We start from the raw sequence: 13,031 nt of genomic DNA on the forward strand, positions 1-13,031 counted from the left end.
AGCGAACCGACACTCGTCAACGCGGTACCTCCGATTGCGCACCCACCCCACTCACCATGCTGCGCACCTGCCGCGCCGCAACCGACAGCGTGGCCAGGTCGTGGGTTCCGGACTCGAACAGTTCCGAGAGGGCGCTGCGTGCACGACCCAGGCGGGACTGATTTTTCGACTCCCAGTATGCAATTTTCTCCTCGGCCGTCTCCTCCGGGTCTCCGGCGGAGAGCACATCGAGGGTGAGCGAGCGCAGCGAACCGTACATATCGTCGCGCAGCGCGAGCCGGGCCAGCGCATGCCAGCGATCACCGCGTTCCAGGTGGCTGACCGCCTGCAACAGCCAATCGATCTTGAGATGGTCGTTGAGCGCGTAGTAGAGCGCACCCACCTCCTCACCCTTGCGATCGGTGATATCCGCGATATCGATCACATCGAGCAGCGGGAACAGGTTGAGCAGCCCGTGCACCTCGGTGGCCAGCTCGCTCGGCGCGCCCTGTCCGACCAGGGTCCGCGACTGCTCGTTGAGCAGATCCACGTGGTGCCCGCGCAGCCAGCCCGGCACCTTGGGGCCGAGATTGCGCACGCCCTGGGAGTAGCGATGGATCTCCGCGCCGACCGCGATCGGCTGCGGCCGGTTGTTGAGCAGCCAGCGCGAGGCCCGGTCGAGGGTCCGCTTGGTCTCGAGCTCGAGCGCGTCCTTCATGCCGGTGGAGATGTCGGCGGCGCGAATCCGATCCCACACCGAGTGCAGGTCGAAGATCTGGGTGGCGGCGGTGAAGGCCCGCACCGCGTCCGAGGCCGTCGCCCCGATCTCCTCGTTGAGCCGGTGCGCGTAGGTGATGCCGCCCAGGTCCACCACCTCGTTGACCAGCATGGTGGTGGTGATCTCGCGGCGCAGCCGATGCTTCTTGATGGCCGCGCCGAATCGCGAGCGCAGCGGTGTCGGGAAGTACTGCGGCAGCCGCGCCGCGAAGTACGCGGTATCGGGCAGGTCCCCGGCGAGCAGGTCGGCTTTGAGCGAAAGCTTCACGTGCGCCATGAGATTGGACAGTTCGGGCGAGGTGAGGCCGGTGCCCTGTTCCTGGCGCGCCTTCATCTCGATTTCGCCGGGCAGCGCTTCCAGTTCGCGGTCCAGGCCGCGGCGCTCCTCGAGGTCCTCGATGACGCGAGCGTGCACATTGAGCATGCGCGGGGATTCGGCGCGCGACATGCCCATCAGGTAGTTCTGCGAGACATTGTCGCGCAGGACGAGATCGGCCACCTCGTCGGTCATGGAGGCCAGCAGCGGATTGCGGTCGGCCTCGGCCAGCTCACCGCTCGAGACCACACCGTCCAGGAGCACCTTGATATTGACCTCGTGGTCCGAGCAGTCCACTCCCGCCGAGTTGTCCAGGGCGTCGGTGTTCATCTTGCCGCCGTACCGGCAGAACTCGATCCGCCCGTGCGCGGTCGCGCCCAGGTTGCCGCCCTCGCCGATCACCTTGACCCGCAACTCGTTCGCGTTCACCCGGACCGCGTCATTGGACTTGTCGCCCACCTCGGCATTGGTCTCGGTCGAGGCCTTGATGTAGGTGCCGATGCCGCCGTTCCACAGCAACTGCACCGGCGACTTCAAGATCGCCTTGATCAGCTCCGGCGGCGACAACGAGGTCACCTCCGCCGCCAATCCCAAAGCTTCCCGGGCCTGTTCGCTGATCGGTACCGACTTCACGGTCCGATCGAACACCCCACCGCCCGCGCTGATCAGCGACCGGTCGTAATCGGCCCACGACGAACGCGGCAATGCGAACATCCGCTCCCGCTCGGCGAACGACGTTGCCGCGTCCGGAGTCGGATCCAGGAAGATATGCCGATGGTCGAACGCGGCGATCAGGCGAATGTGGCGCGAGAGCAGCATGCCGTTGCCGAACACGTCGCCGGACATGTCACCCACACCGACGACCGTGAAGTCCTGGGTCTGGGTATCGATATCCATCTCCGCGAAATGCCGCTTCACCGACTCCCACGCACCCCGGGCGGTGATACCCATCGCCTTGTGGTCATACCCGGCCGAGCCACCCGAGGCGAAGGCGTCACCGAGCCAGAAACCATAGGACTGGGCAACATCATTGGCGATATCGGAGAACGTCGCCGTCCCCTTGTCCGCGGCCACCACCAGATACGTGTCATCGGAGTCGCGGCGCAGCACCCGCGCCGGCGGCACCACCGCACCCGTCGCCCGATCCACATTGTCGGTCACATCCAGCAGGCCGGAGATGAACGTGCGATAGCAGGCGATGCCCTCGGCCTGCAACGCTTGGCGATCCGCCACCGGATCCGCGGTCGCGGCCGGCGGCTGCTTGACCACGAACCCGCCCTTGGCACCAACCGGCACAATGACCGCGTTCTTCACCGCCTGCGCCTTCACCAAGCCCAGGATCTCGGTCCGGAAATCCTCCAGACGATCAGACCACCGCAACCCGCCACGCGCGACCGGACCGAACCGCAGATGCACGCCCTCGACCCGAGGCGAATACACGAAGATCTCGAACTGCGGCCGCGGCTTGGGCAATTCGGCGATCTCCTGCGGTTCCACCTTGAACGACAGGTAATCCCGCGGCTGGCCCTCCGCGTCGGTGACGTAGTAGTTGGTGCGCAGGGTGGCCTTGATGAGCCCGAGGATGGCGCGCAGGATGCGGTCGGCGTCCAGGCTGACCACTTCGTCGATGCGATGCCGCACCGCACCTTCCAGATCGCGGGCGTGCTCGGCATTGGCGGAGTCCGGGTCGAACAGTGCCGTGAACAGGTCCACGAACATGCTCGCCGCCTCCGGGTAGGCGAGTAGTACGCGGGTGATATTGGCCTGGCTGTACGGGAATCCGGCCTGCTGCAGGTATTTCGCGTAGGCGCGCAGGATGGACACCGAGCGCCAGTTCAGCCCGGCGCGCAGCACCAGTTCGTTGAGCCCGTCGGCTTCGGCGCGGCCGAACCAGAGCGCTTCGAAGGCCTCGGTGAAGCGCTGCCGCATACCGCGCACGTGATCGTCGAGGGCGTCCAGGCGCTGCGAGGACTCCACCAGCTCGGCGTCCATATTGTGGTCCAGCGAACTGCGCAGCAGCTCCGGCCGGGCCAGCAGGCCGAAATCGTAGATCCACTGCTCGGGACCGTGATCGAAATCCAGCTGGTGCGGGCGTTCGTCGATGACCTCGACGCCCAGGCTCTGCAGCACCGGCAGCACCTGGCTCAGCGAGATGCCGGTGCCGCCGATGTAGAGGGTGAACCGCCACGAACCGGGCTCGGAATCGGCCCGGCGGTACAGGTATTGGTCGATGCCGCCTTCCGCCAGGCCCTGCAGCCGCACGATATCGGCCATGGCCCGGCTGGATCCGAAGTCCTCCTTGTAGCTTTCGGGAAGGGCTTCGGCGTAGCGCTGCACCACCGCCGGATCGAGCACGGTGGAGGTGGCGACGGCGTCGCGCAGGTGGTCGTCCCAGGTGCGGCTGGCCTCGGCCAGCAGGTGCTGGATGCGCAGGCGATTGGCCTCGGAGGTATCGGCCGCGCCGCCCTGGTCGGGCAGGCGGACGGTGAAATAGACGCTGGCCAAGTCGCTTTCGGAGACCCGGGCCGAGTAGTCGATGGAGTCGCCGCCCACCTCTCGCATCAGGATGTCCTGCATTTCCAGGCGCACCCGGGTGGTGTAGCGGTCACGCGGCAGGTACACCATGCAGGCGACGAAGCGGCCGTAGCCGTCCATGCGCATGAACAGCCGAACCTGGCGGCGCATACCGACATTCAGGACCGCGCTGGCGGTGCGGCGCAGCGTCTCCTCGTCGGAGGAGAAAAGTTCGGTGCGCGGGAAGGACTGGATGACCTCGAGCATCTCCTGGCCGGAGAAGGAGTCCAGGTCGAACCCGCTGGTCTCGATGATGGAGCGCACCCGGCGCTCGATGACCGGGATGTCCAGGACGTTCTCGTGCAGCGCGTTGACGGTGAAGACGCCGATGAACAGGTGCTCGCCCAAAACCGCACCGGTGTCGTCGATTTCGGCGACGCCGACGAAGTACGGGTAGACGGCGCGGTGCACGGTGGCGGGCACCAGTCCCTGGGTCAGCATGAGCAGCGGCTGGTCGCCGCTGTTGTCCGGGACCCGGAAGTCGGTGCCGACATTGGGGCGCAGCACGCCGAGGCTGCTCGACGGCACGATGGTGGATTTGGCCTGGCCGCCGACGTCGGTGCGCTCGTAGCAGGCGTAGCCGAGCACGGTGAAATTACCGTCGGACAGCCAGCCCAGCAGCTGCGCGACATCCTTGAGATCGGTTGCGGAGAACGGGGATACCCCCGAGCTCGCGGCCTTGCCCAGTTCGCCGGCGACCCGGTCCTGGGCGGCGCGCATGGCCTCGGTGTCCTCGATGACGCGGCGCACGTCGGTGAGCACATCGGGCAGCGCGGACTCGATCCGGCGCAGTTGCTCGGCGCTGGTGGCGGGGTGCAGCTGCACGTGCATCCACGATTCGCGCAGGCCGGTGGCGCCGTTGCCGTCCACCTCGTGCGGGACGGCGGTGTCCAGCATGCCGTCGGAATCGCGGGTCACTTCGAAGATGGGGTGCACGATCTCGCTCACGCTGACGCCCATGCGGGCCAGCGAGGAGGTGACCGATTCGACCAGCAGCGGCATGTCGTCGGTGACCATCTGCACGGCGACGCCCAGACCGGCGTCGTCATCGGCGTGGTACACCTGCACGTTCGCGGTGCCGGGTTGGCGGCGCAGCGCGAGATCGACATGGCAGCGGAAGATCTGGGTGGAAGTCGCCGGGATAGCGCAGTCCGCGTCGCCGGCGTCGACGTGTCGGAAATAGGCCTCTTCGAGCGACACGAGATTGCCCCGCAAGGACGCGGGCAAACTCGCAGCCCAGGCCGCGTTGGACAATTCGGACGAGACCGTCATTTCGCCAGCTCCCTCGGATTCGGTTCCGTAACAAAGTGACGCCGGTCCGAGAGTAGCTGGGCGCCGGAGGCCCCGGGCTGAATTCCTCTCAATGCCGCGCCGCGTCGCACACACCGGACAAACCGGACGGTACGGCGGACGCCGCACCCATGCGGAATTGCCAGGTGACGTACGACAAACCTTGCACCAAAACGGTTTTCGCGCAGTTTTGCGTTCGCGAAACCGTTGAGTTCGCTATTGGATAGCCGTTTTCCTGACTACCAGTCGAGACCGGTTCCGGCAAACGGCGAGCCCCCAGCAAACGGCTTTTCGGGCAAGCCGGGAACGACTGCCGCCGTTCCCGCGGGAGCCCAGTTTTCCCGCCGCGGCCGAACGGCTGCCGAGAGGCGGGTGAACTCCCGCCGGGGCCCGATCCAACGATCGGCAACCCCGGCGGGTAGATGATCTATCACCGCGTCCTCCGCGTCATTTCTACGCGAGAGTAACGGCCGATTTCCGCCTAGCCGCGGGTGAGCTTGCGGTGGGTAACCCGGTGCGGGCGAGCCGCTTCCGGACCCAGGCGCTCGATCTTGTTGGCCTCGTAGGCCTCGAAGTTGCCCTCGAACCAGAACCACGCGGCCGGATTGTCCTCGGTGCCCTCCCACGCCAGGATGTGCGTGCAGGTGCGGTCCAGGAACCAGCGGTCGTGGGAGATGACCACCGAGCAGCCCGCGAAGTTCTCCAGGGCGTTCTCGAGCGAGCTCAGGGTCTCCACGTCGAGGTCGTTGGTGGGCTCGTCGAGCAGGATCAGGTTGCCGCCCTGCTTGAGGGTCAGCGCCAGGTTCAGGCGGTTGCGCTCACCACCGGAGAGCACCCCGGCCGGCTTCTGCTGATCCGGGCCCTTGAAACCGAACGCCGAAACATAAGCGCGGGAAGGCATTTCCACATTGCCGACCTGGATGAAGTCCAGCCCGTCGGAAACCACCTGCCAGACATTCTTGTTCGGGTCGATGCCGGCGCGGTTCTGGTCGACGTAGCTCAGCTTGACCGTGTCGCCGACGCGGACATTGCCGCTGTCCGGGTTCTCCAGGCCGACGATGGTCTTGAACAGCGTCGACTTACCGACACCGTTCGGGCCGATGACGCCGACGATGCCGTTGCGCGGCAGGGTGAACGACAGATCCTTGATCAGGATGCGGTCGCCGAAGCCCTTGTCCAGGTTCTCGACCTCGACGACCACATTGCCCAGGCGCGGACCGGCCGGGATCTGGATCTCCTCGAAGTCCAACTTGCGCATCTTCTCGGCCTCGGCGGCCATTTCCTCGTAGCGGCCCAGACGCGCCTTGTTCTTGGCCTGCCGTGCCTTGGCGCCGGAGCGGACCCAGGCCAGCTCCTCCTTGAGGCGCTTCTGCAGCTTCTGGTCCTTCTTGCCCTGCACCTCGAGGCGCTCGGCCTTCTTCTCCAGGTAGGTGGAGTAGTTGCCCTCGTAGGGGAAGGTGCGGCCGCGGTCGAGCTCGAGGATCCACTCCGCGACATTGTCGAGGAAGTACCGGTCGTGGGTGACGGCCAGGACCGCGCCCGGGTAGGAGGCGAGGAACTGCTCGAGCCACAGCACCGATTCGGCGTCGAGGTGGTTGGTGGGCTCGTCGAGCAGCAGCAGGTCGGGCTTGCTCAGCAGCAGCTTGCACAGCGCGACGCGGCGGCGCTCACCACCGGAGAGGTTGGTGACCGGCTCGTCCGGCGGCGGGCAGCGCAGCGCGTCCATGGCCTGCTCGAGCTGGGAGTCGATATCCCAGGCGTCGGCGTGGTCCAGGTACTCCTGGAGCTGGCCCATCTCCTCCATGAGCTCGTCGGTGTACTCGACGCCCATGAGCTCGGCGACCTCGTTGTACCGATCCAGCTTGACCTTGACCTCGCCGAGGCCTTCCTCGACATTGCCGCGGACGGTCTTCTCTTCGTTCAGCGGCGGTTCCTGCTGCAGGATGCCGACCGTCGCGCCGGGCGCCAGCCAGGCATCACCGTTGTTCGGCTGGTCCAGTCCCGCCATGATCTTCAGTACGCTCGACTTACCGGCGCCGTTCGGACCGACAACGCCGATCTTGGCGCCGGGAAGGAAATTCAAGGTCACATTGTCGAGCACGACCTTGTCGCCATGCGCCTTTCGAACCTTCACCATCTGGTAGATGAACTCAGCCATATCGGCAAGCCTAACTGTGTGTCGTTGCGGGTTCTGCGGCAGTGTCCGCATCCGCCGCGGGGGGTTGAACAGGGTCCGGGCGCTCGGCGCGACCGAAGTGTTTGCGCTGCACCGCAGCTGTGCATCGACCCAGGTCGGGGCCGACCGCTGTGGCGCGCATCTCGAGATCGTTGCGTTCGACCCCGTCCCGGGTGGTGTATTCGCTGGATCTCAGCGAGCCGTAGGCGATAACCGGATCACCCCGGTGCACCGAGGACTCCACGCCGTCGATGAGCCGCCGCCGGCAGCTGACCGTCAGATACATGGTGCCCGCGTCGACCCATTGTCCGGATGTCTGGTCGAAACGTCGACTGGTATTCGCCAGGCGGAAGGCCAGGATCTCCTCCCCCGATGGCAGCTGGCGCCGAACCGGTTCCGTGACAACGTTTCCCACGATGGCTGCTTGGATTTCATACATGAGACGAGGGTCGCGCGGCCACGCTGCCGCCGACAGCCCGTCTCCGGCGAGTGTGGACAACTCGCGGCCTGTGGATGATTACAGCGTGGCCAGATCGGTATTGGCTCCGCACAGCACCACCACCGGCCGCTCCCCCGGCGCCGGCACGTAGGCCCCGCTCTGGATCGCCGCCACCGCCGTCGCGCCCGCGGGCTCCACCACGATCCGGAACTCGCGCCACAGGTACTCGCGCGCCATCACGATGGCATCGTCGGACACCAGCAGCGACCGCACCGAATACCGTTGCGCGACCTCCATCGCGATATCGCCGATCCGGTTGGCGCCCAGCGCATCCGAGGCCACGCTGGAGACGTCCACGTCCACCGGATGACCGGCGGCCAGCGCCGCGTGCAGCGTCTGCGCCCCCTGCGGCTCCACCCCGACCACCCGGCCGCGCAGGCCCAGCGCCACCGCGATCCCGGCGAAGAGCCCGCCGCCGCCGACGGCGACCAGCACCGGCGGCCGGCCCCGCACCTGCTCCTCGATCTCCAGCCCGACCACGCCCGCACCGGCCACGATCGCGGGCTGATCGAAGGCGTGCAGCTGCATGGCCCCGCGCTCGGCGGCCAGCTGGCAGGCGAATTTGTGCGCCTCGGCGTAAGTCGTTCCGTGCCAGAGCACTTCGGCGCCGTGCGACCACATGGCCGCGACCTTGGTGTGCGGCGCGGATTCCGGCACCACGACCGTGCACGACAGCCCGCGCAGCGCGCTCGCCATGGCGGCGGCGATCCCGGCATTGCCGCTGGAGGCGATCACCACGCCGTCGACCGTTTTGCCCGCCTGCAGCAGCGCGTTCAGGGCGCCGCGCACCTTGAACGTGCCGCCGTGCTGCAGGTGCTCCAGCTTCAGCGTGACCGGCACCGGGCCGCGCGGGCCCTGGATATCGGTGTGGAAGACCGGCGTCTTGCGGATCTGCCCGCGCAGCAGCCGCCGGGCCTGGCGCACGTCGGATCGGTACAGCCGCTTGGGTTTTCGGGTCGCCACGGCGACATCACTCACTTACGCACTCCTCGGTCGCGCCGTGCGAGCTCGGCGAACATGGCGTTGTACGCGGTCAGTTCCGCGTCGTCGTCCCGGTCCGCGGCGCGATCCAACCTGGTGGCCAGCCGATTGTCACTGCGCGACCACTGGATGAGCAACGCCAGCATCACCACCACCAGTGGAATTTCACCACTGGCCCAGGCGAGACTACCGCCGGTGTGCTGATCATCGAGCAGATCGCTGTTCCAGCCCAGGCCCAGCCCTCGATAGAACCAACCACCCAGCACGGTATTCATGCTCATCAGGGCGATGCCGAAGAAGGCGTGGAAGGGCAGCGAACCGAACACCATGCCCAGCTTGGTCAGCGGCTCCACCTGCCGGGGCTTGGGGTCGATGCCGATGACCACCCAGTAGAAGAGGTATCCGCTCGCCAGGAAGTGCACGTTCATCAACAGGTGGGCGCCGTGCGAGCCGACGTACTTGTCGAAGATGCCGCCCAGGTACAGGGCGTAGAACCCGGCCACGAAGAACACCGAGGCGACCACGGGCTGAGTCATGAAGCGCGACACCGGATTGTGCACGGCGGCCAGAATCCATTCGCGCGGGCCCGGGGGCTGGCCCTTGCCGGCGGGCGCGATCGCCCGCAGCGCCAGCAGTACCGGGCCGCCGAGCGCGAACAGGATCGGGGCCAGCATGGAGAGCATCATGTGCTGGGCCATGTGCACGCTGAACATGGCCGGGGCGTAGCGGCCGATGCCGGAACTGGTGGCCAGCAGCAGCACCACGCAACCCGACATCCAGGCGATGGTCCGGCCGACCGGCCAGGCGTCGCCGCGCTTGCGCAGTCGCGCCACACCGCGCAGGTAGAGGATGGCCGCCACGATGGCGAGCGTGCCGAAGATCAGATCGAAGCGCCAGTCGAACAGGATGCGGCCGACGGTCGGCGGGCCCGCCAGGTTGTAGCCGATCTCGACCTCGGCCGGGCTGGGGACCTTGCGTAGTTCCGGGGGCGGGGTGCGGCCGAGGCCGACGGCGAGTCCCACGGTGGCCGCGAAGACCAGCGCCTCGACGCCCGCGAACCGGATCAGCGCCCCGCGATTGTTCGGATCCTTCTCCAGGTCCGGCAGGGCGCGCTTCCGCTGGGCGAACCCGATGATGCCGAGCACCACCAGCGCGGCGGTCTTGGCCAACACCAATCGCCCATAGGTAGTACTGAACAGATCGTCGAACGGCACCCGCACCCACGCGTTGATCACACCGCTGATGGCGATCACCACGAACGAGACCGTGGCCACCGTCGAGAACCGGCGCGCGGCCAGGGCCGTGTACTTGCCCTCCCGCAGTGCGTAAGCGAGCACCGCGAACAGCCCGCCCACCCAGGCGCAGGCCGAAAGCAGATGCAGAATCAGGCTATTGGTGGCGATATCGTGCGCCCCGCCCGAGGACGAATGCCCCGTCAACGCCACCGGCAGCAGCGACAGCACCGACAGCCACAACAGCACCGGCGTCCATCCCCACCGCAACGCCAGCCGGCATCCCACCGCCAGCACCAGCACGAAGAACACGGTCGTACGCCACGACCCCGCCACATCGACCTGATCCGCGGCCCGCCACACCGACTCCGGCCGCAGCGAATCCAGGAAAGGTTGCCCGGTGGTATCCGACAAAGTCAGCGGCACCAGCAACGCCGAGGCCCCCGCCCACACCAGCGCCAGGTTCCCCGCCCGCCGCAACGCCCGGAACCCGCCCACATCCAGCAGCCCGTCGGCCTGCGGCGGCACGAAGAACGCCGCGAACAACAACGACCCCACCGTCAAAGCGGCAGCGAGATCAGCAACGGCCCGCACCGCCGGCAACCCGTACGTGGTCAAAGGCCCAGGATCCGGAATCCCCAGCAAACTGAGCGCCTGCGAAGCCGACAACCCCACCACCAGCGCAGCCACCACAGCTGTCACAGCCGCACTGACCGCGGCCACCCCCGCGAACGTCCCCCCAGCCCCCGCCCGGTTCACCTGTACACCAGTGCCTGCGGACGGTTCCTGCGGTGACGACATACGACCCAGGGTAGTTCTCCACACCCGTCCGGACTCCCCTGGGGTTTCCCGTCCCCGAGTCCGCACAACCGCCCCGACGCGCCGAACGGTTGCTACACGCACACCATTACCCGATCTGGACGCTCGCTATACTTAACCCGCTGGACACGGAGATCGATATCGGTCAATGTGTTTGGTGGCCGCATCGCCCCGGCGATGCCCGCAATGCCTCCGTAGCTCAGTTGGATAGAGCAAGGGCCTTCTAATCCCTAGGTCGCAGGTTCGATTCCTGCCGGGGGCACTTTTCATGGGTGACCTGCGCCAAAGCGCGCAGTTACACCAATACCCGTCCCGTACAACGCTCAAACACCAAGGAACTTTTGCGGCGTAGCATCGCAGCATGGGGCAGGATCTTGGCGCCATCCCCGAGCTGCTGGAGGACTTCGTCACCGAGCTACGGCGCGCCAACAAGGCCACGGGGACCATCGATGTGTACAGCCAGGACGTCGGATACTTCGTCGCCTACCTCCAAGCACAGTCGCCACCGATCGAGGCCAACGCCGACGCACTGACCCGCGACAACCTCGGCAACTACATCGTCGACACGCTCGGCCGAACTAACCGCCGCACCGGCAAACCGATCTCCCCCGAGTACGCCCACCGCCAGTACCGCAGCCTCCAACAGTTCTGCGCGTACCTGGAATCCGAAGGCATCCTCGAAGCAAATCCCTTCGACAAGATGACGCCGCCACACGTCCCCGAGAAGCCGGTCCCGGTACCTCCCATCGAAGACTTGCGAAAGTTGCTGGCCGCGTGTGAAGGCACAGACTTCGAAGCGCGCCGCGATACCGCGATCATCCGATTGATGGCCGACATCGGTCCACGGGTAGGCGAGATCGCGACGCTCGAAATCGATGCCCTCGACTTCCAAGAGAACACCGTCCTCGTCCTCGGCAAGGGACGCCGGCCACGAACGCTTCCCTTCGGAGACAAGACGCGAATCGCACTGCGACGCTATCTCCGCATTCGCGCTCGACATCCGAAGGCAGCCAACGACAACGCCGCACTGTGGCTGGGCAAGCGGGGCAAGATGACCGGCTGGGGTATCTACCAAATCCTCGAACGCCGCGCCGAAGCCGCTGGAATCAAGCACCTGCACCCGCACCAACTTCGTCACTTCTTCGCGCACAACTGGCTCGCGAACGGCGGGCAGGAGCAAGACCTAATGATGTTGGCAGGCTGGAGATCTCGTCAGATGATCGGTAGATACGCCCGCGCGACCGCCGAGACCCGCGCCCGCGACGCCCATCGCAAGGCCCGGTTAGGTGACAAGTTGTAGCTGTTCGAGCCCTGGTACTCAGTGAAACTGACTATCTGCGAGCGAACGCGGTTCAGGGGTGGTAAACCCGGAATCATTGTGGGCCTGCAGTATTCGACCAGGCTGCCCCACCCTGTCGCCGAAGTAGGGCAAAACCCGGGTGCGTGAGTACCACCGGTCGCTGTACCGTCACGCCGCATGGAAGCTGTCCAAGGCGTAGTCAACCCTCGGACCGGTGCGTGGGCGGAGTTCCACAGCAATTGGGCCACGATCGACCATCTCATCGAGCTGCGGACAGATCGGCCCGTATCACAAGCTCAGCGAGCTTCGCTCAACAAAGCTGCCATGGTGTTCATCGTGACCGTGTGGGAAGCATATGTAGAGGACGTCGTGGTCGAGGTCGCGGAGTACATCTCCGGTCAGGTAGCTGCGTACAAAGACCTCCCCCGGCCACTGAGGGCAAGGATCGCCAGCGGCCTCCGCAGGGAGAAGCCCTTGTGGCAACCAGACGAAGGGGCTGCTGCAGGATCTGGTGACAGTGGTCATGCAGCCTGTCGGGCTGCTGGGGACATGATGGTTTCGAATTCGATGGGGGTCAACCGGCCGAGTCGGGCCTGTCGGCGTCGGCGGTGGTAGGTGCGTTCGATCCAGGTGACGATCGCGATCCGCAGTTGCTCGCGGGTGTCCCAGCGCTGCCGGTTCAACACGTTGCGTTGCAGCAGGCTGAAGAAGCTTTCCATGGCGGCGTTGTCACCGGCGGAACCCACACGCCCCATGGACCCGACCATGCGGTGACGGTTGAGCGTGTGGACGAATCTCCTTGAGCGAAACTGACTTCCGCGGTCGGTGTGCAGAATGCAACCGGCGACATCACCACGGCGGGCGACTGCGTTGTTCAGTGCGGTGACCGCGAGTCGGGACTTCATCCGTGAATCGATCGAGTAGCCGATGATCCGGTTGGAGAAGACATCTTTGATCGCGCACAAATACAGCTTGCCTTCACCGGTGCGATGTTCGGTGATATCGCTGAGCCACAGGCGATTTGGTGCGTCGCTGCGAAAGTTTCGCCGAACCAGATCGTCATGGACGGGTGGCCCGGGTCTGCCGTT

The 13,031-nt window shown here is 66.1% G+C and carries 8 protein-coding genes and 1 tRNA gene; 3 read left to right on the forward strand and 6 right to left on the reverse strand.

Going from position 1 to position 13,031, the window contains the following annotated elements:
- Nucleotides 1-16: 16 nt before the first annotated feature.
- The 5 genes from NY1_RS35965 to NY1_RS35985 all read right to left on the reverse strand — a co-directional run bounded on the left by NY1_RS35965 (nucleotide 17) and on the right by NY1_RS35985 (nucleotide 10,625).
- Entirely contained in the window at nucleotides 17-4,918 is a 4,902-nt protein-coding gene (locus tag NY1_RS35965) for an NAD-glutamate dehydrogenase (protein WP_067721626.1), read from the reverse strand.
- Nucleotides 4,919-5,417: 499 nt separating this feature from the next.
- Nucleotides 5,418-7,094 (reverse strand): energy-dependent translational throttle protein EttA, encoded by a 1,677-nt coding sequence (gene ettA / locus NY1_RS35970; RefSeq protein WP_067721627.1) that lies wholly within the window; start codon nucleotides 7,092-7,094, stop codon nucleotides 5,418-5,420.
- Nucleotides 7,095-7,104: 10 nt separating this feature from the next.
- Nucleotides 7,105-7,611 (reverse strand): single-stranded DNA-binding protein, encoded by a 507-nt coding sequence (locus NY1_RS35975; protein ID WP_233434634.1) that lies wholly within the window; start codon nucleotides 7,609-7,611, stop codon nucleotides 7,105-7,107.
- An 18-nt stretch (nucleotides 7,612-7,629) separates the two neighbouring features.
- On the reverse strand, nucleotides 7,630-8,589 hold the full coding sequence (locus tag NY1_RS35980; RefSeq protein WP_084535986.1) for a threonine/serine dehydratase: 960 nt from the start codon (nucleotides 8,587-8,589) through the stop codon (nucleotides 7,630-7,632).
- A complete protein-coding gene (locus tag NY1_RS35985) occupies nucleotides 8,586-10,625 on the reverse strand; it encodes a bifunctional copper resistance protein CopD/cytochrome c oxidase assembly protein (RefSeq protein ID WP_067721629.1) in 2,040 nt (679 codons plus the stop codon). Before NY1_RS35985 ends, NY1_RS35980 begins: the two co-directional genes overlap by 4 nt.
- Before the next feature lie 206 nt (nucleotides 10,626-10,831).
- On the opposite strand from NY1_RS35985, the gene NY1_RS35990 reads away from it, so the two are divergent.
- From NY1_RS35990 to NY1_RS45480, 3 genes are all read left to right on the forward strand, one after another.
- A tRNA-Arg gene (locus NY1_RS35990) sits at nucleotides 10,832-10,905 on the forward strand.
- Nucleotides 10,906-11,004: 99 nt separating this feature from the next.
- Nucleotides 11,005-11,943, forward strand: coding sequence for a tyrosine-type recombinase/integrase (locus tag NY1_RS35995; protein WP_067721630.1), 939 nt, complete (start codon nucleotides 11,005-11,007; stop codon nucleotides 11,941-11,943).
- 177 nt (nucleotides 11,944-12,120) lie between these two features.
- Complete coding sequence (locus NY1_RS45480) at nucleotides 12,121-12,558, forward strand: HEPN domain-containing protein (RefSeq protein ID WP_169815449.1); 438 nt, start codon at nucleotides 12,121-12,123, stop codon at nucleotides 12,556-12,558.
- Here the strand turns inward: NY1_RS45480 and NY1_RS36000 are convergent.
- Nucleotides 12,465-13,031: IS3 family transposase (locus NY1_RS36000; RefSeq protein WP_067721631.1), on the reverse strand; the 567-nt coding region annotated here is incomplete at its 5' end. The genes NY1_RS45480 and NY1_RS36000 overlap by 94 nt on opposite strands.

It is taken from the genome of Nocardia yamanashiensis NBRC 100130, assembly GCF_001613325.1.
GTDB lineage: Bacteria > Actinomycetota > Actinomycetes > Mycobacteriales > Mycobacteriaceae > Nocardia > Nocardia yamanashiensis.